This is a genomic window from uncultured Sphingobacterium sp. (assembly GCF_964277905.1).
Lineage (GTDB): Bacteria > Bacteroidota > Bacteroidia > Sphingobacteriales > Sphingobacteriaceae > Sphingobacterium > Sphingobacterium siyangense.
In genome coordinates, this window is the sequence record NZ_CAXYKD010000007.1 from 105,951 (window position 1) to 132,659 (window position 26,709).

The 26,709-nt window shown below is 37.8% G+C and carries 22 protein-coding genes; 11 read left to right on the top strand and 11 right to left on the bottom strand.

The window, feature by feature from the left end; translation table 11 throughout:
- Positions 1 to 15: 15 nt before the first annotated feature.
- From ACHWSC_RS05120 to ACHWSC_RS05135, 4 genes are all read right to left on the bottom strand, one after another.
- On the bottom strand, positions 16 to 1,884 hold the full coding sequence (locus ACHWSC_RS05120; RefSeq protein WP_394676004.1) for a RagB/SusD family nutrient uptake outer membrane protein: 1,869 nt from the start codon (positions 1,882 to 1,884) through the stop codon (positions 16 to 18).
- Between the two features lie 21 nt (positions 1,885 to 1,905).
- Entirely contained in the window at positions 1,906 to 5,283 is a 3,378-nt protein-coding gene (locus ACHWSC_RS05125; protein ID WP_394676005.1) for a TonB-dependent receptor, read from the bottom strand.
- A 162-nt stretch (positions 5,284 to 5,445) separates the two neighbouring features.
- Positions 5,446 to 6,591 (bottom strand): FecR family protein, encoded by a 1,146-nt coding sequence (locus ACHWSC_RS05130; RefSeq protein WP_394676006.1) that lies wholly within the window; start codon positions 6,589 to 6,591, stop codon positions 5,446 to 5,448.
- A 114-nt stretch (positions 6,592 to 6,705) separates the two neighbouring features.
- Positions 6,706 to 7,272 (bottom strand): RNA polymerase sigma factor, encoded by a 567-nt coding sequence (locus ACHWSC_RS05135; RefSeq protein ID WP_394676007.1) that lies wholly within the window; start codon positions 7,270 to 7,272, stop codon positions 6,706 to 6,708.
- A gap of 453 nt (positions 7,273 to 7,725) precedes the next feature.
- On the opposite strand from ACHWSC_RS05135, the gene ACHWSC_RS05140 reads away from it, so the two are divergent.
- Positions 7,726 to 8,007, top strand: a complete 282-nt coding sequence (locus tag ACHWSC_RS05140; RefSeq protein ID WP_394676008.1) for a hypothetical protein — start codon at positions 7,726 to 7,728, stop codon at positions 8,005 to 8,007.
- Positions 8,008 to 8,050: 43 nt separating this feature from the next.
- On the opposite strand, the gene ACHWSC_RS05145 is transcribed toward ACHWSC_RS05140, so the two are convergent.
- Together ACHWSC_RS05145 and ACHWSC_RS05150 are read right to left on the bottom strand one after the other, a co-directional pair.
- A complete protein-coding gene (locus ACHWSC_RS05145) occupies positions 8,051 to 8,377 on the bottom strand; it encodes a hypothetical protein (protein ID WP_394676009.1) in 327 nt (108 codons plus the stop codon).
- A gap of 49 nt (positions 8,378 to 8,426) precedes the next feature.
- A complete protein-coding gene (locus tag ACHWSC_RS05150) occupies positions 8,427 to 8,999 on the bottom strand; it encodes a hypothetical protein (RefSeq protein WP_394676010.1) in 573 nt (190 codons plus the stop codon).
- Positions 9,000 to 9,316: 317 nt separating this feature from the next.
- Between ACHWSC_RS05150 and ACHWSC_RS05155 the strand changes: the two genes are divergently transcribed.
- Positions 9,317 to 9,982 (top strand): hypothetical protein, encoded by a 666-nt coding sequence (locus tag ACHWSC_RS05155; RefSeq protein WP_394676011.1) that lies wholly within the window; start codon positions 9,317 to 9,319, stop codon positions 9,980 to 9,982.
- Between the two features lie 236 nt (positions 9,983 to 10,218).
- On the opposite strand, the gene ACHWSC_RS05160 is transcribed toward ACHWSC_RS05155, so the two are convergent.
- Complete coding sequence (locus tag ACHWSC_RS05160; protein WP_394676012.1) at positions 10,219 to 11,175, bottom strand: hypothetical protein; 957 nt, start codon at positions 11,173 to 11,175, stop codon at positions 10,219 to 10,221.
- A gap of 89 nt (positions 11,176 to 11,264) precedes the next feature.
- On the bottom strand, positions 11,265 to 11,858 hold the full coding sequence (locus ACHWSC_RS05165; RefSeq protein ID WP_394676013.1) for a hypothetical protein: 594 nt from the start codon (positions 11,856 to 11,858) through the stop codon (positions 11,265 to 11,267).
- 269 nt (positions 11,859 to 12,127) lie between these two features.
- Here ACHWSC_RS05165 and ACHWSC_RS05170 point away from each other — a divergent pair, with 269 nt between their 5' ends.
- Positions 12,128 to 13,159: a hypothetical protein gene (locus ACHWSC_RS05170; protein WP_394676014.1), complete on the top strand. Its 1,032-nt coding sequence runs from the start codon at positions 12,128 to 12,130 to the stop codon at positions 13,157 to 13,159.
- A 306-nt stretch (positions 13,160 to 13,465) separates the two neighbouring features.
- Here the strand turns inward: ACHWSC_RS05170 and ACHWSC_RS05175 are convergent, their stop codons facing one another.
- On the bottom strand, positions 13,466 to 14,185 hold the full coding sequence (locus ACHWSC_RS05175) for a hypothetical protein (protein WP_394676015.1): 720 nt from the start codon (positions 14,183 to 14,185) through the stop codon (positions 13,466 to 13,468).
- Between the two features lie 166 nt (positions 14,186 to 14,351).
- Between ACHWSC_RS05175 and ACHWSC_RS05180 the strand changes: the two genes are divergently transcribed.
- The 8 genes from ACHWSC_RS05180 (at position 14,352) to ACHWSC_RS05215 (ending at position 24,678) form a co-directional block, all read left to right on the top strand.
- Entirely contained in the window at positions 14,352 to 14,831 is a 480-nt protein-coding gene (locus tag ACHWSC_RS05180) for a hypothetical protein (RefSeq protein WP_394676016.1), read from the top strand.
- Positions 14,832 to 14,954: 123 nt separating this feature from the next.
- Entirely contained in the window at positions 14,955 to 15,461 is a 507-nt protein-coding gene (locus ACHWSC_RS05185) for a DUF4304 domain-containing protein (RefSeq protein WP_394676017.1), read from the top strand.
- 151 nt (positions 15,462 to 15,612) lie between these two features.
- The gene (locus tag ACHWSC_RS05190) at positions 15,613 to 15,978 is read left to right on the top strand and encodes a hypothetical protein (protein WP_394676018.1); all 366 of its coding nucleotides are present in this window, start codon (positions 15,613 to 15,615) and stop codon (positions 15,976 to 15,978) included.
- Between the two features lie 137 nt (positions 15,979 to 16,115).
- Positions 16,116 to 16,682: an RNA polymerase sigma factor gene (locus ACHWSC_RS05195; protein ID WP_120336435.1), complete on the top strand. Its 567-nt coding sequence runs from the start codon at positions 16,116 to 16,118 to the stop codon at positions 16,680 to 16,682.
- Between the two features lie 84 nt (positions 16,683 to 16,766).
- The gene (locus tag ACHWSC_RS05200; RefSeq protein WP_394676019.1) at positions 16,767 to 17,801 is read left to right on the top strand and encodes a FecR family protein; all 1,035 of its coding nucleotides are present in this window, start codon (positions 16,767 to 16,769) and stop codon (positions 17,799 to 17,801) included.
- Between the two features lie 482 nt (positions 17,802 to 18,283).
- Positions 18,284 to 21,409 (top strand): SusC/RagA family TonB-linked outer membrane protein, encoded by a 3,126-nt coding sequence (locus ACHWSC_RS05205; RefSeq protein WP_394676189.1) that lies wholly within the window; start codon positions 18,284 to 18,286, stop codon positions 21,407 to 21,409.
- A 23-nt stretch (positions 21,410 to 21,432) separates the two neighbouring features.
- Positions 21,433 to 23,214, top strand: coding sequence for a RagB/SusD family nutrient uptake outer membrane protein (locus ACHWSC_RS05210; RefSeq protein ID WP_394676020.1), 1,782 nt, complete (start codon positions 21,433 to 21,435; stop codon positions 23,212 to 23,214).
- 15 nt (positions 23,215 to 23,229) lie between these two features.
- On the top strand, positions 23,230 to 24,678 hold the full coding sequence (locus ACHWSC_RS05215; protein WP_394676021.1) for an arylsulfatase: 1,449 nt from the start codon (positions 23,230 to 23,232) through the stop codon (positions 24,676 to 24,678).
- Positions 24,679 to 24,730: 52 nt separating this feature from the next.
- Here the strand turns inward: ACHWSC_RS05215 and ACHWSC_RS05220 are convergent, their stop codons facing one another.
- Positions 24,731 to 25,000, bottom strand: coding sequence for a hypothetical protein (locus ACHWSC_RS05220; RefSeq protein WP_394676022.1), 270 nt, complete (start codon positions 24,998 to 25,000; stop codon positions 24,731 to 24,733).
- A 93-nt stretch (positions 25,001 to 25,093) separates the two neighbouring features.
- Positions 25,094 to 26,671 carry a discoidin domain-containing protein gene (locus tag ACHWSC_RS05225; RefSeq protein WP_394676023.1) on the bottom strand — a complete coding sequence of 526 codons (1,578 nt, stop codon included), beginning with the start codon at positions 26,669 to 26,671 and terminating at the stop codon, positions 25,094 to 25,096.
- Between the last annotated feature and the right edge of the window lie 38 nt (positions 26,672 to 26,709).

Below are 26,709 nucleotides of genomic sequence, written 5' to 3' on the forward strand. Positions count from 1 at the left end.
AAGTCCATATTTTAATTACCATCCCGGGTTTTGTACAAGCGCATTATTCTTGTCAATGTCATCTTGTAAGATGGGGAATAGATACATCTTGTCATTCCAATACCGGGTTTGCAGCGTTTGCCGTTTATAAAAATCCTGAAAAGCAAAGCCCTGACCATTATCGTTGGCACTAACGTTCAGACGATATATCGTCTGAACAGTGGGATTTCCCATCATCAAGCGACGGATTAGCGTAAAATAACGGTCTCCTTCAAAAGCCAGTTCAATCTGCCGCTCACGCAAGATCCATTTGCGTTGTTCATCCTTGTTGCCAGCCACCTGAGGGTAAACCGATTCAAGTTTCGGCAAGCCGCCCCGCTGACGGACAAGATTTAAATAGGTTAGAATATCTGGATGGCCAGGGTTGACTTCATTCATTGCTTCGGCATAGTTTAGGTAGATCTCCGCAAGACGAAGATGAATAAATGGACGGTAAACAGCACGGTCCTGGCGGATGTTGGAGGCTGGACTCACATTTTTCTGCCCGATATAACCAGTTTTGTCAGCGCTATTTGAATTTTGTCCTGCACCTGCTTTCCCCGAATAATAGAATTCTGCTCTACCACGGCCATCTTTATTGACATCCGATGAAAAATAGTTACGATCATCCGTTGTAGGCGCAGGTAATATTGGCTTACCATTGTATAGAATGTTGACATAGAATCGTGGCTCGCGGTCCACATACATCGAAGAGTTACCCGTGATGTAGCCTCTATTTACTCCGTCCCTTGATTTTCCATAGTTAGCGGGATCATCTTGCTGCACAAAGCCATCTTCTTTATAGCCGGAGGTAGGGTCGTCTATGGTTTTGCCATTGCGCATCAGGTGAGCATCCACTACATTCTGAGTCGCATTCATCATATTGATACCACCTGGTTCAGGAGCGCTTCGTTTTTCATGCCCCCATTGCCAGGTATCGGCTCTGTGAGTAGAAAATATGATCTCACTATTAAAGCTCGTGAGGAAGAGATCACGGAAGGACAGGTACGGGTCGAAATTGGTATCTCCCTCCTCCAGATTTGTAAAAAGCTTGTAAGCATTTAAATCGATGACAGCTTTTGCAGCATCAGCGGCTATTTTCCATTTGCTGGGATCATTTTGCAACGGAGCTAAAGCTTTTCCGTCTTTGTTCTTAAAGTCGGCAAAGCGGGGATTCCCATTCCATAACGGACTGGCAGCCCAAAGAGCTACCTGTGATTTTACGGCTAGACAGCTACCTTTACTCGGGCGTCCGTAGTTGGCCGAGGAGGACCAAACAACAGGTAGATCAGCCGCAGCCATATCCATCATCTTATTGATATAATCCACACATTCCTGAAATGAGTTGCGAGGGTAATTATTATAGTCTTCATTTAAGCCAAGTGGTTTGTCCAATAATACTGCCGGACCATATTGGCGGAGCAATTTCCAATAAAACCATCCGCGGAGAAATCTTGCCTCGGCTTTATACTGTATCTTGAGGTCAGAGCCCATCGCACTTTCCGGAACTTTATCGATGTTTTCTTCGAAAACAAATGATTGTCTGATAGCACTATATGCATCATTCCAGTACTCTTGCCAATAAGCACTTTGGGGATTCCAGTTGCCGGCAACCATCTTGCGTACATTTACACTTGGGATATTGCACGAGTTTTCGTCACTTGCTCCCAAAACGGTATAGTCATCCACGGGCATTTTTACATAACTATAAATCTGATTCAGGTAACCTTCTGCGTTGGCGCGGGTTTCCCAGAGCATATCGGAAGTCAGTAGATTGTCCGGTTTTTTGTCGAGATAAGTGCAGTTTTGCATTAAACTTAGTGTCAGTAAGCCCAAAGCAATATATTTTGTTGATCTGTATTTCATGTTTGCTAAGATTAAATAGGTTTAAAACTGTGCCCGAACACCAAAGGTGATCATGCGGTTCAATGGATATTTAGCGCCATTATCACCCAACTCGGGATCCCAAAGCTTAAATTTGCTGAAAGTCAGTAAGTTTTGCCCCGATGAGTATACATATAGCATGTTAAATCCGAGCTTGTCTAATCCTTTAGCTTTAATATTGTAACCGATTGAAGCCTGTTTTAACCGTGTGTAAGCTCCGTCCTTTAGCCAATGGGTACTATTTAGGTAATTATTGTCCGAGTTGTTCGCCATAGTAAGGCGTGGGTAATAGGCATCCTGGCGTGGATTATCAGCTGTCCAGCGATCTTCGACAATAGACATGGTATTGTTGGGGTAAAGTCCAATGCCCGAAAATGGAATAACCCCAGCCCCCTTAGCCCCACCTCCCGGAAAATCAATTCCCGAACCATTTGCCATAATACCAACATCACCAACACCCTGAAAGAATAGAGAAAGATCAAAGCCCTTATAGGAGATTCCAAATCCAGCACCAAATAGCCATGTTGGAAACCACGATTTACCAAGGTAGGTCTCATCAAAAGCATCAATGACATTGTCGTCAGCACTATTCAGGTTTTTATAACGGATATCACCTGGTTGCACTGGATTAAACTTTTGCTCGGGTGAGTTGGCAATTTCCTCATTGCTTACAAAATAACCTGTAGCCACATACCCTTTATATTCGCCAAAACGTTTTCCTGTTTCAGCTTGATAACTATATTTGCGGATCGGCTCGTCGGCAAAAATAATTTTATTTTTACTGTAAGTTACATTTCCGAACAAACGCATGCTGACACCGCCGAATTTATCATTGTATTCTAGATTCGCGTCTACTCCGGTGTTGTTCATTTCGCCAAGATTCGCGAAAACATTCAAATTACTATAACCGGCAATCGAAGAGATTGATTTCCTCCGGATAAGAATATCCTTCCGGTTTTCATGATATCTGCTCAATACGATATTGAGTTTGTTCCAGAGACCGATTTCTAGACCGATATCACTTTTATAAGACTTCTCCCAGGTGAGGTTCTGTACGCCCAGTACATTCTCGGTCATTCCCGCTGCCGCAGTCCCATTCAGGCCAAAACCTGTATTTCCACCAGCGCCAATTTGTGTTAAGTAGGGAAATCTGCCCCCATCAATGTTATCGTTACCGACAACTCCATAGGATCCCCTGATCTTTAATAGATTAAATGTGTTTTTCAGCGGTTCGAAGAATTCTTCGTTGGAGATGACCCAGCCACCCGAAATTGAAGGGAATAGACCAAATTTCTTGCCTTTCTCAAAATTTTCAGATCCCGTATAGCCGGCGTTGATCTCGGCAAGATATTTATCCCGGAAGCCGTAGGTAATCCGTCCTGCAATACTCTGATTGCGGTAGGGGATAGCACCGATCACCGAGCCTGCCAAACTGACCAAGCGGTTTCGCATATTATAGAGTAACATTCCACCTATTTTATGGTCATTGAAAGTACGGTCATAATTTAAATTGGTTTCAAGGTACATAACGCGTTGACCGGCTGATTCTTGGCTATAATCAAGGAATTGCTGACCCACACGGGTCTGGTTGAAGATAAGCTCTCCTTGTGGTGTACGACCTGTTGCTTGCCATAAGTCATTCCTTCCGGACCTACGGTTATTGAATTCACCATAGCTGTCAAATGAAAAACGAGCATAAGCAGAGAGCCCTTCAGTAACCGCATCTAGTTTTTGATTGATGGTCAAAACCGATTGGATAACCGGTTTAAACTCGTCAGAATAACCGTTATTTTGAACCTCATTTAACGGATTGCTGCCGCCATTATTTAAAGGCCCTGCCCATCTTCCGTCCGGATACCTGGTCGGGTAGGCGACGGGTGTAGTTGCATAAGCTAGGTACCATAGGTTTCCAGCAGATATTCCAGGATATCTTGAATTGACCAACATACCCGTCAAATTAAGCTGAACCAAGGTACTTTTCGTTAAATTGACATCAACATTGCTACGGAAATCATAACGTTTAAAATCTAAATTGGGATTGTAATTATTTAGATTACTTACCTTGTAAGGACCCTTTTGATTATAATAAGATGCAGAAATGTAGTACTTCACAGATTCTCCACCACCGTTGATATTCAGGTTGAAATTGTTTAAGAAGGAATTTTTCTTGTATACTTCGCCTATCCAATTGACATTGGGGTACATATAAGGGTCCAAGCCACTCCGTGTTTTTTGGATCAGTTCATCAGAGTATAGGGATGTTAAGCCCATATTTGTTCTTGCCTCATTCTGGAGTTCCATATATTTTATACCATCCAGCATCTGCGGAGTTTTCGTGAAACTTGAAAACCCAGATTCAGCTTTGAAGGAGATTTTAGGTTTACCGGCAACACCTCTTTTTGTTGTGATGATCATTACACCGTTTGCCCCCTTTGCACCGTACATCGCTGTAGACGAAGCGTCTTTAAGCAGCGATATACTCGAAATATCTTCGGGGTCTATATTATTGAAAGATCCAGCGAAGCCTCCATTGACATCGTCCCGCTGTACACCATCGATTATAATCAATGGCGCTTTATTTCCCGTGAAGGTACCTATACCACGGATGGTGAAAGTAGAATTATCATAGCCCGGTTCACCACTAGACTGCACCGAGATGATCCCGGCTACTTTTCCAGCCAGTGCATTCGATAGATTTGGAACAGGGGTCCGCATATCGGCCATATTCACCGAACTTACCGAACCGGTAACCGTAATTTTCTTCTGTGTACCATATCCCACAACAACAACGTCGTCTAAGTTGTTGCTCGCCAAGGTTAAGGTAACAGTCAGGTAACTCTCGCGGTCTTTGTTAATTTTGCGTTCGAGGGTTTGGTAACCGATAAAGCTGAATGTCAGTACCTGTTCTCCAGTTGGAGGGGAAATTGTAAAATTACCTTTGTTATCTGTTGATGTGGTTAGTTGAGAATCTTTTATTCTGACTGTTACCCCGGCCAATGGATTGCCCTGTTGATCGCTGACCGTTCCACTGACACTTTTTTGGATCTCCGTCGGATAGTTTGTGTTCTGAATATCCAGTTTTTCTATCTTGGGACGAATGACCAAGGTTTTTTTCCTTACTTCAAACTCTAGGCCTTGCCCTTCGACAACGGCTTTCATCGCGTCATTGAGTGAAACCCCATTCAGACTAAGCGTCACGGGGCGGGCATTTTTCAGCAGCTTGGTGTCATAGAGCAAGTCGACGTGCGCCTGTTTGCTGAGTTCTGTAAGCACCTCATCCAGCCTACTATTTTTAAAATGTAGGCTCACCTTCTGACTGTAAACGGGCGTGTTGGCCTTTACAGTAGCTAAAAAAGCGAGAAATATGTAAAATTTCATCATTAGGATTATCTTAGATAAGGACATTGCATGTTCCTTTCCCAATATTATTTTCATAAATTTGTGAGGAATTAAAAGGTTATTAAGTTTTTGACTGAAAATTTTAAAACTTTATTCACGGCCAAGATGTTCGAGCATCTTGGCTTTATTAGTTTTAGTAAATGGTTATTTTTTTATGACATAGATCCTCCTTCCTTCGACCTTAAACTGAACGGATTTTGTGAATTCCATTATAGACAAGATTTCTTCTATATTTTCTCTTCTGGATATGCGAATATTAAAATTTACGTCGTGCCATTCATTTCCCTGAAATATGATTTCGGCATCGTACCATTGGGCTAATTCATCCATTACAGATTTGATATTTTCATCTTTGAAAATAAAATAATTATCTTTCCATGCGAGTTCAGCTTCAGGGTCGAATTTATCATAGATAACTCTAGAGGCATCCATCGTGGCCCTTTCTCCGGGTTTTAATATCTTGTTCCCTACTTTCGACGTTAGCTGTACTGAACCTTGTAATAAAGCAACTTTTGAAAATTTATTGGTTGTTCTGCTAGATACATTAAACTTGGTTCCCAATACACGGACTCCGAAGTTGTCTCCCTGAACAATAAATGGTTTTGACCTGGATTCCGCAACCTCAAAATAGGCCTCACCCTGTATAGAGACCAGTCGCCGATCCTTATCAAAATGTTCGGGAAATACAATGCTACTTTCGGTATTGAGCCATACTTTTGTTCCATCCTCTAGATTGATCTGAAACTTTCCTCCTTTCGGGGTTTTTAATGTGACTAGTTTTGGTGGACCGGTAATATCGGCATCCTTCTTTTTGTAGCTAATAACTCCCTCTTTTTCTATTTTTAGAAGTAATGCCCCAAATTGGATCGTGTCGCCTGCCTTTTGTCCTGAAAGATTGACCAGCTTGCCTTTGTCGTTTTGCAGCACAGCTTTGTCGTTGGCAGGCTTAAGCACTGCATGTTCTTCTTTTGGCTTATCCAAATGGTCGGATTTGATGTTGATATAGAATAGGAATCCTATACTTGATATGATTAATATGGCTGCCGCATAAGGCAGGTAGCGTCTCGTCAATTTTTGTAGCCTATTTCCCTGCTCACTTTTACGAATGGCATTTAATACATTTTGCTGTATTTTTTTTTCCATTTCATCTTTATCCGCAAGGTCCTGACTGTCTAAAAGAGCGTGGTGGTAGCTATTCAATAAATCGTTATCCACTTCCATCATTTCTTGGTCTGTGGAAGTTTTATTTAGAATTTTTTTGATTAAGTATATTAATCTAGGCTCCTTCATGAAATTATAAATTGATTCTATGGTATAGAGTGCAATTTTTGAATTTACCCCCAAAAGGAAATTTCGATTTTAATAAAATAAAATGTAAGTATTTGTTTTTGAATTGATTAAATTTTAAAGGAAAATAAAGAATAAGATAGTATTCTTAGAAATATCTTGCTTTAACTTTTTAATGGCGATAGAGATTTGATTTTCTACTGTTTTTGGAGAAATGTTTAGCTGCAGGGCGATCTCTTTGTTATTTAATTGTTCTATTCGACTGAGATAGAATATCTGTCTACATTTCTCTGGAAGGTTATCGATTAATTGTTCAACATAGTCGAGCAGCTCAGTGTATTCCATTCTTATAAGCGGGTCAAATGAATCTATGTAGTTGATTTCGTCATTTTTTAATTCAGCATGTTTCATCGTTTTTTTGATTTCATGGAATACTTCATAACGAATACAACTGAATAGATAAGTATGAATTGAATACTTTAACCTGATTTTCTCTCTATTTCCCCAGATTTTAATAAATACATTTTGTACCAGTTCCTGGCATACTACAGCATCTGGAAAGGTATGAAAAGCTGTTTTAAATAACTGTTGCCAAAAACGCGACATAAAGTGCTGAAGGGCCCGCTCATCGCCGTTACAAACCAATTCAAAAATTTGCATATCAGAGTAAACGGTGTAATCCATAATTACGGGATGTTTATAGTCGGTAGTTAAAACAATTCAAACTTAAATACAAAATAGCTAAAAAGCAAAATAAGAATATCATGGAAATTTTTGAAATCTTGATCACCTAATTGTGGAAATCATTGATCAGGCAATTTGGGTATAGTTGATACGCGAATTCAAAATGCGATTTATCTAAGTCTTTTTGGGAAAATTGGAGTTTACCGAAAAGCCTGATTTAAAAAAACGGTTAGGGCCGCGTTTAGGTAGGGCCTATTCTGATATAGAAAATTACAATAATTCTTCTGACAGTGATGAGCTAGAGAACTTCTTGAATAAATTTTGATGTTCTTGATATGGGAGTGTATCAAATTTAAAGTTCAAGTGCAAAAAATATTTAATGCCTTTTTAGAGATATAACCAATCCTTGTAAATTGCTATATTGCGTTGGCCAAATAAATTAGCAAAATAGATATGATCAAATACTTTAAGAAAAGGAAAGGTCCATTTTTTATCGCATTGATTTATGTCAGTATAGGTACACTATCTGTATGTTCTATTTATCCTGACGACCCGTTGTACAGCGATTGGGCAACTGTTGGTTTAGCATTTACATTTCCGGTAACGATAGTCAGTTTTGGATATCGTTATGCCCAAGGAGATTTACTTTACCCTGTATTTATCATTCAGGCAATTATGTTTGTACTTACATTTTTTGTCCTGATCAGTATATTGAAAACCACCCATAAAAAATAACCGTGCAAAGTAATCAGATGAAAGCCTGTAGCTACAAAATCTTTTACCCAGGCAATAACGTCTCAAACCCTCCAACCAATTTCTTAAGATCAACAATAAACTTTTCCCTATCGAAAGAGAGTTCCTTATGTCTCCTGGCTTTGAAAAGATGGTTGTTGAAAAAAAAATCCCAAACTTTTGTAAGTTCTCCATCCCTTCGAAATTCGAGAAGAGCGTCGAATCGTTCCTCTTGATAGCCTAGATCGCCCGCCAGATTGTAAAAGTCTACAAAATCAGCGAGTGTATCCACAGAAGCAGTGTCTACTTTAAATCCGTCAATAATTTCCTTGGGAGAATAAGAGACCGACTTTGTAGATGGTAAGTCTTCCATACCGGACAACCATGCTTCTAAACTAACAGGCGCTTTAAATATACTGTTATTACTCTTCAACAAAGTCAGCAATTCTTCGATGGAAGGTGAGTGTATTATAGATATTGAGCGCAAATTTTGGCTTGTGAAAGTAGTGGCGTGAGATTAATTTTTTCAATATCTCAAATAGTTCTGGGTTTACTTTAGATCTTGTCCCTTTCGTAATTTCTATTTTCCAACGATAGTTTCTAGTGGTTCCGTCTTGATAAGTTACAGTAAATTTATAATAATCTGAGACCGAAAATTTGTTTTTCTCTTGTTTATAAGTACCATGGATATCGATAGTTTCTTTTGGGGCGATATCATTTGGTATAATTTCTTGAATGTTTTTAGAAGTAATGGCCGGCAGAATGGTTAGAAATTCAGGTTTAATCGTACTTTTAAAAAACAGCTTGAGGCACCCTTGGAAATATTTGTTGGTCTTTCCCATTAAAAACGAAACTTCTCGTTCTGATATTTTTTTCTTTTTACAGATCTCATAGAAGTTAGTAAGGGTTTCAAAATCAGTTCTTAAGATGTTTTGTCTATTGATATTCCCCCTTTTTGATACGGGACTTGTCTTGTTTATATCCAAACGTTTCATAAGTTCTTGAATAGGCTTAACTGTTACTAACGAAAAATGAAATAAGGTATTTTCTTTCAGTGTCGTTTGTATAATTGAATATAAGTAATTTAATTTGGTTATTTCTATGACAAAATTCAGGCTATAGTTTTTAAAAATGAATATTCTGCTGCTATATTATAGAATCGGTACCAATTGAGCCTGCTGGCTAACAGAACCTGAACTTGCTATCAATATATTCAATTATATTGATGGAAAAGAGATCGTAGCATTTTGATGTTCTATTTTACGGGCGTTGCGATAGAATAAAACTAAGCATTTTACAAGAAGAAATAAATATGATTAAGGATTTATTAAATGGTATTGTCAACGACTTATGTAAAGAACCTTATTTTTCAGCATTTAAATATAGAAAAAGAGACAGTAGCTTTGTTAGGAAAACAATAGAAGGTTTTGATGCTATCGAATTACAATTTTGGGATGGGTATGATCTGAAAAGAGATTGTAGATCACTGGTAATTAAGCCGTTGTATATGAAAAGATTCAATGTTCTTCATCGGTGGTTTGAAGCTTACAGCTTCAAATCACTGTCTGATCAGAGAGATAATTATAGTATTGGATTTGACGGAGGGATGATTGATGGTACTCTTCAGTTTTATTTTAGATTAGACGGACTTGATTTTGATCGTGATTTTTGCTTTTTCCGAGATGAGGTTATCATAGAATCAAAAGAGGTTTTCGAAAACTTTAATTCACTGAATAAGCTTTACGATTTTCAGATCAAACCAATTTTAGAAGAAGAAAAAGAACTACCTAATGTCGGAGCAGATTGGGTGTTTCTATATCTAAAGCTTTCCAGTATTGTTTGTCCTGAAAAGTATGATGAGCTAAAGTCTAGGATTTTAATTCAAGTAGAGATCATGAATAATCGAGGTGAGCCAAACATAATCGAATACTACAATGATTTGAAACAAATATTGACCAATATAGAAACATCGATTTGAGAATAGAGCCGAGTTATAGACATAACTGGGAAATTGACAGGCTGACAAAGACTAAATATGGGCATAAATAGGAAGAGTGTCAATTTTATATCTCAAAGTGATTTAATTTTCACTGTATGGGGTTCTACTTTAAACTTTATCCGTATTAGGTTTAAACTATCAGAGCTTATTCACAACGAGTAGGTATTTTTCAATTTGACTTTAACTTATAATTTATGGTATAGGGGCTAAATGATCTATATCGATTCAGTTCTAGTGTATATATGAGACGCTATCGGCGTCTGTCGGAATGTCTTAGTTTTCAATGATAGTGACCTTAAGTCGTCAATAATGATTTCATCTTCTTGGAAATCAGTGATTATTTCTTCTTGAATGTTTGCATAATCCAAAGAATCAATTATTTCACCAGAGGGGATATCGAAAATATATAGCGTACCCCCGGCGTACGCAGTTTGGTCACTCGAAGGCATAAATCCGTGAATACACGCCAAATTGCTCTCAGTAGTTATGATATTGTAACAGCAAATTCTATTATCTTTTTTAAGTTTCGAAAAATTTGTTGTCCATATTGGTTTGACAAAGTTGTCGTGTGTAAAGCAGTGTAATGAATTTTTTTTGTCACTTACCAATAAGTAGGTTTGGGTATTATCAAATTTGATCCAACTCATACCGCCTACATTTTCAAGTTTTATTTCATCGAAATAATGATCGTCAAAATGATATCTCAGAATAGATTTTTTTTCTGTTGGGATATAAACAATGTTGCTTTTAAGATGTAAATCTGCATTGTAAAGATTTTTGTCAATTTTATCTTTTTTGAAAACCACCTCACCGTTTTTAATATTTACACAACATAATCCAGAATAATATTCGAGTAAAAAATAGTTAGATGACTTATCAATTATGCTTCTATATCCCAGAAATTTGTCAGTAGAAAAGAGGTGTTGTTTAGTTTCAATGTCAAAAGCTGTAATTGTCGTTTTATTTGCATTACGTATTGTTAACCAATTTTTGGATTTCAAAAGTATAATGTGGCCATTAGGGGCAAAATCTAAGAGACGGAATTCTTCGAAACCAAGATTATTTAAAAGATTTAGGTTAGAATCTGTTAAGATTAAGCCTTTTTTATCATCCTCTACAATAGCCTTATTAAACTGTCTTCTATTAACAACTCTTCTATTTTCGATTCTCATATTGTAATGGGGCTAAGATCCGGTGTTGTTATATTTTTAATACTTGGAATTTTTATACTAGATGTTCGTCATTTCCTGATTTGAGCTTATTAGTTTGGAATAACTAGCTTAGCTTGGGAAAAGTCAATGGCTTTGTACCTATCTTTCATTTTCTTGTCGAGTATGACTTTGTCATCCGTGAATGAAACAGGAGGGGTTTTAAAATGCCAGGTTCCCAGATAGTTTAATGAGTTTTCTGTGACCTTAAAAGTAAAGCGTTCTAATTCATCTATATTTATCTGACCAGCGTTTACCTTATCTTCAAAACCATCCGTTGTATCCGTATTCTTAAAAATATATTCTGTAAACATTTTGCCACCATACCACTTACCATGGGTCCACCAATAATTTAGAATAGCGTAGTTACCCGGCTCGATGGTATATATGAAGATATTTTCCTTTGATGATTTGAATGTTGGTTTCACTCTAAATGCACAAACCTCCTTTGTATCTGTATTGATCAAACGTATGTCCTGCGGAAAACCGCCACTGCTGAATCCTAATCGTTGTATGAAGTTGCCATAGATAATAGCTTTCCCTTTCGGTATACCTTCGTTACTTGCGACATCATTGAGGTTTTTAAGATCTTGAGCAATAATCTGTATTGATAAAAAAACTAAGCATACTGTTATTATACGTTTCATTTCTATAGGAGATATTGGCTGACAAATATTCTTTGCAGACTGTATTAAGATTAACTAGCTGGAGATAAATCTACAATAAATAACTCATATTGTATATATCAATTATGAATTCTACGAATGATGACATCGGGAAATTTGATTCCTAGGCTTTATCACGAAAAATTTGCCATTAGCTGATAAGTCAATTTGACATGCCATTTATCTAAGTTTTTTGGGTAAATTGGATTTTTCTCAAAATCCCGATTTTAAAGCAACAAAAATTTTTCTTTATGATGTACACGAAACGTAATCTTAGCTACTTCTTAACCCTTATTTTGTTTTTTTGTATCGTGACTTTAGGAAAGGCTCAGGTGCTACCATTCTATAACGTTACACCCTTGGATGACGATGATTATTTTACAAAAACTGTTTTTTCATTCAATCCTACTTTTATGAAAAGCAATAAAGTAAAAAGCATTCTACTGCAGAGTGAAGAGAAGGTTGGTATGAAATATATTTACAATTTTAACACCGACGGCATGGTGGTAAGTATGACGAGTATACGATATAATAACGAAAAACCTGATACTGCTTTTTATACCAGATATTATTATAATTTAAACGGACTCATCGATAAAAAAGCAAGGATAGATTATTCCAATGGCATCGTAAAAGTGAGTAGCTTCCAATACAATAAGAATAATAAAATTGATATCATCAGAATCTTCACATTGAATGCTCAGATGCCAAATAGGCCACAAAACAATGATTGGCAGGGAGCGCAATTTCCCGGAGTGGACAACATGATTTTAGAAGGTGCTTTACCGGACGAAAGCCTTTGGAAGAAAATGACAGCGAATAATGATTTTTCTTCCATGCAATATCGTTACTATACCTTAAACGAATTCGAGGCAGAAGAACGTACCGAATATTTCAATTTTAGTAAAAATAGCGGCAGTTCAGATACGTGTTATCAAAAAAAGACGTATTACTATTTGAAAGGGCATCCGGTAGTGTTGTTTCTACATAATGGCTGTGCTGTCGAGAAAACACCATCTGAATTGTATCAATTCAAAGACGGACTTTTGGTACAGCTCACTGATGCACCTTCTTCCCCTGATCCCAAAACCGAAAAGTATGTCTACGACCAAAACCGAAACCTGAAACTAATGGAAGATAGTTGGAACGGACGAAAAGTAAGTGAGCTGGGAATGAGTTATGATGAAAAAGGCTTTTTGCTTTACATACAGCGAAAGTCGGATGCTGCTAAGGCTCATTATTTTGAAGATCATATTTTAAAGGCAATTTATAGTTTTTACTAACTCAATAACCATTGCTTCTTTTCCATATTCCATTTTCATCGAGAATTTTTAAATAACTTTTAGGTGACTCGTCTGATTGAAAACATTGAACCAGTTGATCGGTTAAGGCAGTCAAAAAGTCAAAGCAAACAGAAAAGTAAGAAATAGGCGATTGAAAAGATATCTTATCATGCAAATTTTTCACGGATTTAGGCTGGTGTTTTCGGGGGTCATCTCTATGGCTAGCCGTATCGTTGCAGGCAGTTTTAGTTTATTTCCCATTTGCAAAATCTACGCTATGGTTAACAGACAATATGCATCTGTTGTTCAGTAATATTCATAATAATTGCTTTGAAAATATTGCGCTCTCCTCAGCGATAAATTATCCGTAATGAGCTGATTTATGTTATCTATTACTTTGTTAAGCCGTTTGATTTGACTTAATTTCCATTGAGGTTCAATACCGTTATTATTTGCTGTTTCATCAGCGACAAGTTGTCTTAGCCCCTGAATATACAGTTGTTTTTGTTTATTGATAGCATATTTTTTTCGAAACTCGCTCTTATCTTTTGGCATTAGGTAAATCGCATATTCTACTTCCGCCAGGAGCCTTTTATGCTGATGTCCAAAGTACGTACCTCCTTGTTCAATTAATGCAAATAATTCATTTATTTTTGAAAATAGCTGAAATAACCTTTTACGCTGTGCGGCATATTTTTGCTCACCATTTACCTGCATTAAGAAGTAGGAATAGAGCATACAATAATTATCCTGTCCAGCCTCACTACTAAACTCCATATCGCTTTGGAGATGATAGCTCAATGTAGGATCAAATGTCTCTTCAAATAGAAATTCAGGATGATTACTTAAGATAGTGTCAAAATCCTCCCGACTGTATACCAGCGAGTCATTTGTCTGAAAATGCAATACGATTAATGAATCTGTTGCCAGTGGTATTGCAATAGCTTTTGCCAATGCCCCGTCTTGATATCCCAACAAAAGTAATATAACAATACAGACCTGAAATATTTTCACAACTAGCTTCACGATATGGCTTTACTGGTTTTTGAATTTACAAAACTGGATGTAAAAAAGCAAAATAAATAGCTCAATAATTATAATTTCCATCTCCATTTTTTATCTTGGTACCACATAGCCCAGCTATAGCTAAAGTGTAAGATTTTAATGAGCTTTTGTAGAAGAAGATGGTACAATGAAATTAAATATTATTTATGTTATGCTGGTTATTATGATAACAAGCTGCACAAAACAACAGTGTGGTTATTATCAAAATAATAAATCAATTGCATATATTCAAAGAATTATAGCTAATAATCCACAACAATTCTTTAATAATTCTAATATACCAAAGTCTTATTTCACAAATAAATACAAGGACCGGTATGCAAATATGGATGAAGATTTTAAAAAGAGATTGAGTGAAAGAGATTTCAACAGTTTGAAAAATTACTTTAACCAATTATCTATTGATGAAATTCTTTTTTTTAACTCAGATAATATGCTATTTAAGGTTGGGCAAAATGAGGGCTACTTAAATACACATGTATACTATTTGGGATTTCTTAAAAATATAAAGGAACAGGATCTTGCTAAATATTACGAAGTTGAAGATTTTAGGAATTGCAATGGAAATTGGTATTCAGCTACTGTTATTCATTCACCAGCCCAGTAAGTCTCCAATACTTTTTAATCCTAATCAGGTCAGTAAAGGAATTGGTCAATTAGAAAGATATAGGGCTGTTTTGGAAAAACATTTTGGGGAAAGTTTTAATATGTTTTTAGCGTTTTATTAATTATGAATAAGATTAAATTTAAGCAAGCAATAGATCAAATTCTTTTACCACACAAGTTTGTTAGAAATAAAAATACTTGGATATTAAAAAGCCCTGAAATAAATAAAGTAATCTCAGTATATCAATCAAATTACGCTAATACCTATTATATTGACTATGGATTTATTATTAACAATCTTGAATTGAACGATCTTAACATGCACGTTTTTAAACGCCTAGGATCGTCAGATTATAATGAGCAAATTTTTATTAACAGCGTATTAAGTTTAAACAGCTCTATGTCAGAGCACGAAAGAGTTAGTCAATTAAAAGTCATTATTGAGGATAGAGCCTTGTCAGTTTTAGAAAAGATAAATACAGCATCTGATTTATCGGAGTATATTCAGGGATTTTCCAATTTAAATATGATTCCTCTTGTGGTTAAGAATTATTTCCATTTAACCAATCGTAAAAATGTTAAAATATGGGTTGCTAAAATTTTATCAATTTTCGGTTTCAATAAAGTATAAAAGTCGAAATACAAATCAGATCATAAAGATCTTATCAGTTCAGGAGTCAGGGTAATAGGTCTCAGACATCTACCCTGAGCATGGCATCAGTCAGGTACCATTCTATTCATGGAAAAGTATTATCTTTCGTCTCTAAAATCTATTTGAAAATATGGGAACTTCGATCATTTTTGTCTTTATTTTATTATATATCTTGGCCATCTATTATTTTTTTTTACGGAAGAAAATGATCCGGATTGCAGTAGATGAATATATAGATTTTGATTTAGAGCAGCATAAATTCGAGTTAATATCCTATCAGGTACTACCGTCAATGTCTATCGGTAATTTTGCGAAACTATATAGCACTACTTTGGGCTATATGTTCGCCCTTACGAAGCTTCATGATCCTCTTCAGATTTATTTAAATCTTAAAGTAAAGAACAAGTTCAATGAAATCCGTGTTATTACAGCTAAGGTATCTTATGGTCTTTTTGATGGCATACATGACATCCAATATGAGCCGGCTCTACTGTAAATTTGTCGAACCAATTTTAACTCTATTAGCCCAAATCAAGCATTAAAGAGATGGTAGAATTTGGATAATGACATTCTTATATTGTTGCAAAAATTGATATCTTTATTTCCCATAGACCATTTCATATTTTTATTTAAATGCAAAAGTTGAATCAAGATCCCTTTTTATGGACTGAATTGCGGTATGCAATTGTATTCGATCGAGACCAGCTTGCATTTAAAACTTTATTTAAAAAGTTTTATCCTGATTTATATGACTTTGGCCATGCAATTATTAAGTCACCAGTTCCAGTTGAGGATATTATTTCGGAAATTTTTATGAAATTGTGGCTATTGGAAGATAAGTTAATGGAAATTGAAAACATCAAAACTTATCTTTTTAGGTCTGTAAGAAATAATGCCATAAAATACCTTGAAAGACAGCATACCCATGTGGATATTTCAGAAATTATTGACTTTAACTATCAATATCCAAGTGTAGAGCAAGAATATATTTCCAGCGAAAATCTGAAAATTATACAGCAGATCATAGACGAATTGCCTTCCAAGTGCAAAATGGCTTTTACTTTAGTCAAGGAGCTTGGCTTTACCTATCATGAAACGGCCGCCATTATGGAAATTTCTACGAATACCGTTGACCGACACATTCAGCTGGCGCTCCGTCGTTTAAGAGATTCTATTACTTGTAGAAAAATAAACAGCTAGAAATTAGTGTTTTAAAATTATTTTAAACTTATATTGGTGAGATTCGTCTGTAATTGGCTCTTATATTAAAGACTCAAGCGTAAGATGGATCAAGATCAACTTCTAGCATTATTGAACAAAGAAATTCAGGGAAAACTAACACCTGAGGAGAAGTTACTGTTTGAGAAGCTGCTCATTGATAATCCAGATCACCAACTCCTTTATCATTTTATTAAAAATCAGCAACGAACTCCGTCATCAACCATCGAAAAAACTGAAATGGCATTTGATCAGCTATGGAAGAAATTGGAAGACAGTACCCCCGAAAACATTCCAATAAGGAGTAGGGTAAAAAAACGTTACCTTTTTTATCTAGTAGCGGCTAGTATTGCAATCTTCTTTTTTGTTGGTATGTGGAGGTATTTGTCTCAACAAGAAGTTGTTGAGTATAGAATGAGTTATAGCAGCAATAAGGGCGAGAAACGGATAATTAGCCTGCCTGATGGGAGTACCGTTTGGTTAAATGGTGACAGCAAACTCTATCTGGCTACAGATTTCAATAAAAAAGAACGTCGGGTAAAATTGGTGGGAGAGGGCTTTTTTGCTGTTGCCAAAGATAAAAAACACCCATTTATTGTCTCATGTAAGGATTCCGAGGTAAAAGTATTAGGAACAAAATTCAATATCAGGGCCTATCAGGACGAGAATAAAACACAGACTTCACTTGTGGAAGGGGCTATCGAATTGAAAAGCCAAAATAGTGGCGAAACGTATAAGATGGTACCCGGAGAAAAGCTAATTATAGCCCACAACTCAATAGGATCCAAATTCAGTGATGAGAGCAGCGTAAATGGGGTAAAACGGACAGCACTTATTGTTCAGGACGGAGAAAAAATGCCCTCCGAAGCATTGTGGCTTGAGAATAAACTTTCTTTTGAGGCCGATCCGATGAATATTGTTGCGTCCAAAATAGGCAAATGGTATAACAGAAATATCGTAATCGACAATACCGAACTAGAAAAAACCACTTTTACCGGGACGATGGAGAATTATAGCCTCGAGATGGTTTTAAAGACTATTTTATTGGCCAATCCAAAGCTACATATCAGAGAAGAAAACGAATCAATTATTTTATATTAACCCTAAATAAACGATAATGAAAGACTATACATAAAGTTTCAAAAAAAGGATACACCCAATGATGTATCCTTCATGTTCATGAAATAAGAGTGCGAAGTCCCTGAGAAAGATAAAGCACTCTATGGTTCCATAATCAATTTAAAACTATGAAAAAAAATTTACATGGTCAGGTATTTTTTGCACGAAAATCTAGCACCATTAAATATGCATTAATGACAAAATTAACATTAGCGCTCACTTTTGCATTTACCGTAAAGGTCTTCGGAATAAGTACCAAAGCACAGGAAAAGGTATCCCTAAAAATAAAGAACACCGATCTTAAGACTGTTTTAAAAACCATTGAAAAGCAGACTAAAGTCAAATTTATATATTTTGACAACGTGATCGCCAATAAAAGCCTTCCCCTTATTTCTGTCGAGAACCAAAATTGGACCAACGCTTTAGCGCCATTGCTGAATAAATTTCAGCTCCGAATGGAGAATATGAATGAAAACACCTATGTGATCACTGTCAACAATAAAGAAGTCCAAGGGCTTGATATCAAAGGAAAGGTTTTGGATCGGCAGGGCTTACCTTTATCGGGGGTCACCGTAGTCGAAAAGGATAAGGATCGCGGTACTAGTACAAACGATAAAGGCGAATTTAATCTAAAAGTAAGCGGGCCAAATGCCATTTTACTTGTCAGTAATGTAGGCTTTATCAGCCAGGAGATTCCGGTTAGCCAATCATTTATGAATGTTGTCCTCCAAGAAGATCTGACCTCCTTAGAGGAAGTTGTTGTTGTTGGTTATGGTACACAACGGAAAGCAAATCTTACAGGGGCCGTTGCCTCAGTTGATATGGAAAAAGTGTTGGGAGATCGACCTGTAAGCAGCAGCTCTCAAGCATTACAGGGGGCTTTACCTGGTTTACAAGTTACTTTTGGTGGAGGACGTCCCGGAACATCGACAGAACTAAATATTCGGGGCGTTACTTCCATAAATGGTGGTAGCCCCTTGGTATTGGTCGACAACGTTCCTATGAATATGGACGATATAAACCCCAAGGATATCTTAAATGTCACCGTATTGAAAGATGCGGCCGCATCTTCTATTTATGGCGCTAGAGCAGCCTTTGGAGTTATTCTGATCACCACAAAGAAAGGATCCAGAAATCAGCCGACCAGCATTAATTACTCAAGTAATCTGACTTGGAGCCGTCCTTCAACGCTCCCTGAGAAAGCGACTCCACTTGAATTTGTGCAGGCGTTAAAAGACTTTGGAAATACTTCGAATTGGGCCGGACAAAATGTCGATACCTGGCTTGATTTATTAAAAGACTATCAAACGGATCCAACAAAATATCCTGATGGAATAGCCGAGGTAAATAACACAAAATATCCCCTAAAGGAATACGATTTATACAATGAGGTATTCCAGACTGGATTTGAACACTTGCATAATCTTTCTATCAGAGGTGGTTCGGAAAAGATTGCGTATAGGCTTTCTGGTATGTATAGCAACGAAGACGGTATTATGATTACCAAAAAAGATAGTTATAGCAGATATAATTTCAATGCTTATGTAAACGCCGAATTGTTCAAGAATTTTAATGCGAGCGTCAATGTCTTTTATAAAAAGGACAATCGCCTTACCCCGGCCAATATGGGGGAGATGTTTTATCGGGCTCTGACATTCGGGTCGTATCTTAATCCCGGCGAGACGATAGATAGCGATGGGAAAGCTATACCCTACGGTACACCCAACAATTATCTAAAATATGAAGATCCTTCGCGCAGATATGAAGAGAATCTTAGACTCTTTGGTAAACTGGAGTATAATCCTTTACCGGGCTGGAATATCACAGCTGAATACACCTTCAGTAAAAATAATCTGAACAATAAAAATGCGCAGAACCGAAATAGGTATATGAACCCGAATAATTTTAATACGGAATACCTGTTCAATCAAGATTTTTATACCCGTTCTAATTCCCTGACAGACTATAATGCCTTAAATCTCTATACGAGTTACAGCCGTGCATTGGATGACCATAATGTGAAAGTTTTGGTGGGAACAAATTATGAGAAAAGTTATAACGAATCATTTTCAGCAACAAGATATGGGATTTTAAGTCCTGATTCACCATCATTGGGGACAAGTACAGGGACACAAAATACATCCGACAGTTTTAGTCAGTATGCTATCTTAGGTTATTTTGGTAGAATTAACTATGATTATAAGAATCGTTATCTATTGGAACTGAACGGTCGACTAGATGGTTCCTCCCGTTTCCTCAAAGGTAGTAGGTTTGGCTTTTTTCCATCCGTTTCTGCCGGTTGGAATGTTGCTGAAGAACAATTTATGACGGGGTTAAAAAATAGTATCCCAATGTTGAAGTTCAGGGCTTCTTATGGGGAAATCGGTAACCAGGTCGTATTTGATACCAATAAAAATCAAGTTTATTTTCCTGCAATACCTCAGATGGGGACAGGCAATGCAAATTGGATTGATCCAAATACTGGCATCCGCTACCTGACGATAAATCCACCAAATTTAATCAGTTCTACTTTTTCCTGGGAAAAGGCGCGTACTTTAAATTTCGGTGTTGACATTGCTTTGTTCAATAGCAAATTGAACGGAAGTTTTGACTGGTTTAGACGTCAGACAATAGGCATGCTTTATCAGGGGGCCGACTTACCTGCAGTTCTGGGGTCACAACCTCCATTCCAGAATATTACGGATCTTGAGTCAAAGGGATGGGAGCTGGAACTTTCCTGGAAAGATAAGATTAAAGATTTTAAATATTCATTTACATTCAATCTTTCAGATAATAGAGGTTTCATTACCAAAATCAATAACAGTGCTGGCTTGATCGATGGCTTCTACAAAGGAAAAGAACTCGGTGAAATATGGGGATATGTTACAGACCGTTATTATACGGTAGATGATTTTCAGGAAAATAGTTTAAATGCCAGTTTGTTAAATGGGAAGCTAAGAGAGGGAATTCCATATTTCAAAGGTGTTGCTCAGAATCCCGGAGATATTAAATATGCTGATTTAAATGGTGATGGTATCATCTTCAGTGGTACAGGCACTGTCTCCGATCCTGGTGATATGAAGGTTATAGGCAATAATAACAGGCGGTTTCAATTCGGTCTGAACAGTAATTTCTCCTACAGGAATATTGATTTGAGCGTATTTATACAGGGCGTAGGAAAGCGGGATCTATGGTTGAGCAATTTCTTGATGTGGCCATATAATAACGAATTCGGTACGCTCTATAAGGATAATCTAGATTATTGGACGCCGGACAATACTGATGCGACCTATGCGCGCGTCTATGCAAATGCAGGTTTAAATACATCAGCGAATCGAAGAACACAGACCAAATATCTTTCGGATGGCTCCTATCTTCGGGTGCGAAATATTACACTTGGCTATACCCTCGACAGAAAGACTTTACGGAGCAAAGTGATCGACAATATCAAGGTATTTGTTTCGGGCGAAAATTTATTTAAAGCTGATCACATGCCAAAAGGGATGGAGGCCGATGGTGAAAACATAGGGTCGGGAGGTATTTATCCATTCCTGAAAAAGTACAGTTTCGGTGTTAATGTCACGTTTTAAATCTTCAAAAACCGCAGAATATCATGAAAAAGAAATTTATCCACTATATCCTTTGTCTGGGGCTAGCCACATCGTTAACAAGCTGCAGCAATTTACTGGATCTCGATCCGGAAGGTACATTGACAGAGCAAAGTACTTTCACAAACTATAACAATTTTATTTCCTATGCTTGGCAATTCTATGGCACGTTTCCTGGCTATAGCAATGCTGTGCCCGATGCTGAGGTCAATGGCGACCTTTTTGCCAAAGCTCAGGCAAACGCCACTTCTGATTGGGCTTGGCAGCGAATGGTCGTCCCATCAACAAGTAACGATTACAGTAATCCATTTGTGCAGATACGATCTATCAATGTTCTTTTGGATAATATTGAGCAAGCAAGCCAGCTATCTGAACCGGAAAAGAAGCATATCCGTAGTATTGGCTACTTTTTCAAGGCTTACCAATATATGGATCTTCTTAACAAATTCGGTCAGGCGATCTGGGTAGAGCGTACGATTAACGACGGCGATACCGATGTTCTGTACGGTACCCCTGGAACTCGTGATGAAATTGCTGCCCACATCGTTGAAATGCTCAGCTATGCCGGAGAAAATATCAAAGAAAATGGAGATGGACCCAATACCATCAATCGTAAGGTTGTCATGGCACTGACAGCACGCTTTGGCCTAAGGGAGGGGACTTGGAGGAAATACCATCAACTTAAAGACGCTGAGAAATACCTAAAATTGTCAACTGCAGCAGCCGAAAAAATTCTATCCAGTACGATACCGCTACTGAGCAATTACGACCTGCTGTTCAACAGTGAATCATTGGCGAATGTCGCTGAGGTTTTTCTTTATAAGCAGTATGAGTTGAATCAGATTACCCATGGTCTAGCATCGCTGGCGCGTAATTCCTCAGGCAGATGGGATCTTACCAAGAAAGCTGTGGATATGTATTTGATGAAAGATGGGAAAACACGCTGGGTGAGTCCAACATTTGCTGGTGATGAAAGTGCATATACTGAATTCCGGAATCGTGATACCCGTCTATACTTTACCATTCCACCTCCTTATAAAGTTAAAATGGGGAAAACAAATATGCTTTGGGAGTATTCGGATGATCCGAAGGACCGGGAGTATATCGATTTGATGGCCACATTATCAGACGACAAACATAAAACTTTACCCTGGATGAACTGGGAAGGTCTCATATTGAAAGAGGAGCCGCATTATGTTGATTTCACCAATGGACAGCCTTATAGTGTAAGCTATACCGGATATCGGTTTTACAAATTCAGTAACAAGATCAATAGGATCCAGAATGTTGATATCAACGATGCTCCTATATTTAGGCTCGGGGAATTGTTGGTCGGATATGCCGAAGCAAAATATGAATTGGGAGAAATCAACCAGCAAATTATCGATCAAACCATAAATAAATTAAGGTCACGTGCAGGAGTGGCCTCTCTGGAGTTAACGGCAATTCCAACCGACCCCAAACGCGATGAGACGGTAAGCCCGGCGCTGTGGGAAATACGTCGCGAGCGTGCTGTTGAACTGATGGGTGAAGGGTTTCGTTTTGACGATCTCAGACGATGGAAAAAAATGGATTATGCCATTACCCAAAAATTAGGACGATATATAACCAAGGGAGTCGATGTACCTGCTAATACGCCTATTCCAGTTGAAAACGGACAGACAAAAGGCTATATCGCCTACGAAGGTAAAGCACCATCTCCTTTTCCTGAATACTATTATTTATATCCGATACCTGCTGCAGAACTGGTACAGAATAAAAACTTAAAACAGAACGAAGGCTGGTAAAATAATTTATAACACATGAAAGTATTAACATTGATCGCGCTAAAGAAGACGTTCCTAGTTGTCTTAATCGTGACGTTCACAAGCAGCATTTTCGCGCAAAGTGGTAACAAAAGACCGAATATTGTATTTATTATGGCCGATGATCTTGGTTACGGCGATTTGGGGGCCTATGGCCAAGTTAAGATTGAAACCAAACATATCGACTCATTGGCCCAATCGGGGATGAAGTTTGATAACTTTTATGCCGGTACTTCCGTATGTGCACCCTCGCGTTCATCCTTGATGACAGGACAGCATACAGGACACACTTACGTCAGGGGCAATAAGGAAATTGAACCGGAGGGGCAAGAGCCATTGGCCGATTCAGTGCAGACCATTGCGATGTTACTGCAAAAGGCAGGTTATACCACTGGTGCCTTTGGTAAATGGGGATTGGGTATGGTAGGTACAACGGGTGCACCTGACCAGAAGGGATTTGACGAGTTTTATGGGTACAATTGTCAGCGTCAATCACATCGTTATTATCCTACCCATCTTTGGCATAATAAGCAGCGTATTGAACTTGAGGGCAATGGCTTGATGGCAGAGGGCCAGTATGCACCGGCATTGATTCAGGAAAGAACCCTTGCTTTTATCGATGCCAACAAAGATAAACCCTTCTTTCTTTTTGTTCCCACTGTGCTACCTCACGCCGAACTTGCAGGACCTGCAGACGAGTACTACAAGCAATATGCCGATAAGTTTGATGAGAAGCCTTACCGAGGCAACGATTATGGTCCCAAAGCAACAGTTCCGGGGTATAACAGTGTCGAAAAGCCGCATGCGATGTACGCTAGTATGGTAAGTCGGATGGATGCGTATGTAGGACAAATCGTTGAAAGATTACGTCAAAATAATCTGCTAGATAACACAATTATTATATTCACCAGTGATAATGGGGCACATAAAGAGGGCGGAGCGGATCCTAATTTTTTCAATAGTTCGGGCGGATTACGGGGTACAAAACGCGATCTTTATGAGGGCGGCATAAAGACGCCGTTCATTGCTTACTGGCGAGGTAAAATTGCGGCGGGAAAAACATCAGATTATTTAGGCGCTTTTTGGGATATTATGCCAACGATGGTCGAATTAGCCAAAGCAGATAAGCCAAGATATACCGATGGAATTTCTATAGTTCCGACATTGTTGGGTGAACGTAAAAAGCAAAAGCAGCACGGCTATCTATATTGGGAATTCCATGAGGACGGAGGACGTCAGGCTGTCCGTAAAGGTAATTGGAAACTTATTTTACAGAAAGTTATGAGCGGTTCGCCAATCATGGAATTGTTTAATCTTAAGCAAGATCCAAAAGAGCAAAATAACATTGCTGCCGATAATCCCAAAAAAGTAACGGAATTACGTCGTCTGATAGAAAAAGCGCATGTTGAAAGCACTATTTTCCCTTTGATTAAAAAGGTCCAATAAGTCAAGATCTTTTAATATGAAATTAGCCCGATCTTTTTATAAAAAGATCGGGCTAATTTTCTTTGTAAAATTCATCGATCAATTTTTCAATTACGGATACGTTTTGTTCCTCAATTTTCAGTCCGCGCCATTCATATTCTTTGAGATATCTACAGTTAGTCCATTCAATTTCAAATGCTGCTTCTGTGATAGTTTTAGTGTTTTGCCCCGTCTGTGGCTTGTTACTATAAAAGCATAATTTGTTTTCGATCACATCCAGTATTAATATAGGTTTACGTTTTAAATAGAAAATCCGAATGCCTAAATCCGAATTTTCTTTCATTCTGATATACTTTTTATTCAAAATATATTGCGCTAGGTTATCGAATTTAGGCACGACCGGTGTTTTAATTTATGAGAGATACTATGAATGCTATTAATACAAATTGACTTCGGCTAAGGTTGCGAATGTTTTGCCTTCATAATCATTGAAAGACGTTATTTTAAAATATTGGAAAGTTTTTGGGCTGTCGAAGGTGAAGTACTGTCTTCCATTGATAACCATTGTACCTGTATACGCCTGAGTCCAATTGGCTCCGTCGTTACTGATTTCAATTTTAAAATCTTTGATTTTTCCGCCATTTCCAGTATTATCAAGTCTTGTGTCTATTGCTAAACCCGCTGCCGTCACAGCATTTGCGCCCGTTTTTACAGCAATAAAATGGGGATGTGGGGTCGCGTTTGACCAAGACGTGTGCCAGTAAGAATTTTTGTTTCCATCTAAAGCATTGGCTGCAGCATAGCCGCTCTGTTCAGATGAAACTCCCACAATGGACCAGCCTGTACGTGTAAGTAGGTCGCGATCTCCAAAATCTACTATAGGTTGATCATTTACAAATTTATAGGCATAGTTGTTCCAGGTATTGGTTCCATTTTCATGATGAAAGAATATCTGCAAGGTATATTTCATGCTTCCTTTAACGTTAAATTCCGAAACGGGCATGCGCACACTAAAGCTATTGTTGCCGCTGGGCAATGTCGTGAAGGTGACGGATTGATAACCTGCAGCGTCGGTGTCTAGGATATTTCTAAAGGTGATATGTTTTGCAGGTACTGAGGATGTGTAGGTACCGGATACGACGATTTCATTGTTTTCCACTTTCGCTAGAATGGAATTGATTGTTGTTGTCACAGCACCATAAAATGTTTTGTTTACTTTACTGAATACCTGGCAATTGTTTAATGTTGCAGCATCGTAGAAGCTCAGGAAAGTTGGTGATTTGCCATAGGTATAGTTTCCACTGCCCATTAACGTCATTCCAAATTGTGGATTGTTTTTTTGCGATGCACTAGGACCGTTGTGCGGCAAATTAATTCCATGCCCCATTTCATGGAGCAAGCCACCGATATAAATTGTCGCTTTATCCCCGACGAGTCCAGGATTTCCAAGGTTTTCATATTTTAAACCTGGATAATCTACCGCATAGCACCATCGACCAACGCCATAGTATGGGATGGGATGATCGTCGGTTTCGCCTTGGTCATACTTTTTATTGGAAGCTGTGATGATTAGATAATGATCACTTGTTTTTTCTTGTGGATTCTGTTGAAAATAAGCATCTACCAGTGCTTTTATTGGTGCGTCTGTCGAATAATCACTTGAATTTCCTGGTCCATGTATCGTGTGGATTTTAATTTTCGTATTGGCGGCATTTTTCAGAAGGCCGAAAGTTGTTTCACCAAATCCCCAATAGTTCATCCACTGTTTGTAAAAATTCTGTCCTTCGATCATGATTTTGCTTAATCGTTGTTCATAGTCGGCGTTTGGCGTAATGTTGTTCGGTACAAAATAGATAACGTTTAGATTGTAGGCGTAATCGGAAGCTAAAATTGTATCTGCCACTGGATCTGTTGGCTCTGCGGTGGTAAGGGAAATTGGTTTGGAACATGCCCCCAAAAATAAGAGCATAGAAAACCAGAACATCCTTTGGATGTTAAAAATTAAATTTCTCATAATAAAAAGTTTTAGTGGTTTAAGGAGGGGTAGCCTTT

Coding starts and splice junctions, on each gene's coding strand:
- ACHWSC_RS05120 (WP_394676004.1), bottom strand. CDS start 1,884: ATGAAATACAGATCAACAAAATATATTGCTTTGGGCTTACTGACACTA.
- ACHWSC_RS05125 (WP_394676005.1), bottom strand. CDS start 5,283: ATGATGAAATTTTACATATTTCTCGCTTTTTTAGCTACTGTAAAGGCC.
- ACHWSC_RS05130 (WP_394676006.1), bottom strand. CDS start 6,591: ATGAAGGAGCCTAGATTAATATACTTAATCAAAAAAATTCTAAATAAA.
- ACHWSC_RS05135 (WP_394676007.1), bottom strand. CDS start 7,272: ATGGATTACACCGTTTACTCTGATATGCAAATTTTTGAATTGGTTTGT.
- ACHWSC_RS05140 (WP_394676008.1), top strand. CDS start 7,726: ATGATCAAATACTTTAAGAAAAGGAAAGGTCCATTTTTTATCGCATTG.
- ACHWSC_RS05145 (WP_394676009.1), bottom strand. CDS start 8,377: ATGGAAGACTTACCATCTACAAAGTCGGTCTCTTATTCTCCCAAGGAA.
- ACHWSC_RS05150 (WP_394676010.1), bottom strand. CDS start 8,999: ATGAAACGTTTGGATATAAACAAGACAAGTCCCGTATCAAAAAGGGGG.
- ACHWSC_RS05155 (WP_394676011.1), top strand. CDS start 9,317: ATGATTAAGGATTTATTAAATGGTATTGTCAACGACTTATGTAAAGAA.
- ACHWSC_RS05160 (WP_394676012.1), bottom strand. CDS start 11,175: ATGAGAATCGAAAATAGAAGAGTTGTTAATAGAAGACAGTTTAATAAG.
- ACHWSC_RS05165 (WP_394676013.1), bottom strand. CDS start 11,858: ATGAAACGTATAATAACAGTATGCTTAGTTTTTTTATCAATACAGATT.
- ACHWSC_RS05170 (WP_394676014.1), top strand. CDS start 12,128: ATGATGTACACGAAACGTAATCTTAGCTACTTCTTAACCCTTATTTTG.
- ACHWSC_RS05180 (WP_394676016.1), top strand. CDS start 14,352: ATGAAATTAAATATTATTTATGTTATGCTGGTTATTATGATAACAAGC.
- ACHWSC_RS05185 (WP_394676017.1), top strand. CDS start 14,955: ATGAATAAGATTAAATTTAAGCAAGCAATAGATCAAATTCTTTTACCA.
- ACHWSC_RS05190 (WP_394676018.1), top strand. CDS start 15,613: ATGGGAACTTCGATCATTTTTGTCTTTATTTTATTATATATCTTGGCC.
- ACHWSC_RS05195 (WP_120336435.1), top strand. CDS start 16,116: ATGCAAAAGTTGAATCAAGATCCCTTTTTATGGACTGAATTGCGGTAT.
- ACHWSC_RS05200 (WP_394676019.1), top strand. CDS start 16,767: ATGGATCAAGATCAACTTCTAGCATTATTGAACAAAGAAATTCAGGGA.
- ACHWSC_RS05205 (WP_394676189.1), top strand. CDS start 18,284: ATGAATGAAAACACCTATGTGATCACTGTCAACAATAAAGAAGTCCAA.
- ACHWSC_RS05210 (WP_394676020.1), top strand. CDS start 21,433: ATGAAAAAGAAATTTATCCACTATATCCTTTGTCTGGGGCTAGCCACA.
- ACHWSC_RS05215 (WP_394676021.1), top strand. CDS start 23,230: ATGAAAGTATTAACATTGATCGCGCTAAAGAAGACGTTCCTAGTTGTC.
- ACHWSC_RS05220 (WP_394676022.1), bottom strand. CDS start 25,000: ATGAAAGAAAATTCGGATTTAGGCATTCGGATTTTCTATTTAAAACGT.
- ACHWSC_RS05225 (WP_394676023.1), bottom strand. CDS start 26,671: ATGAGAAATTTAATTTTTAACATCCAAAGGATGTTCTGGTTTTCTATG.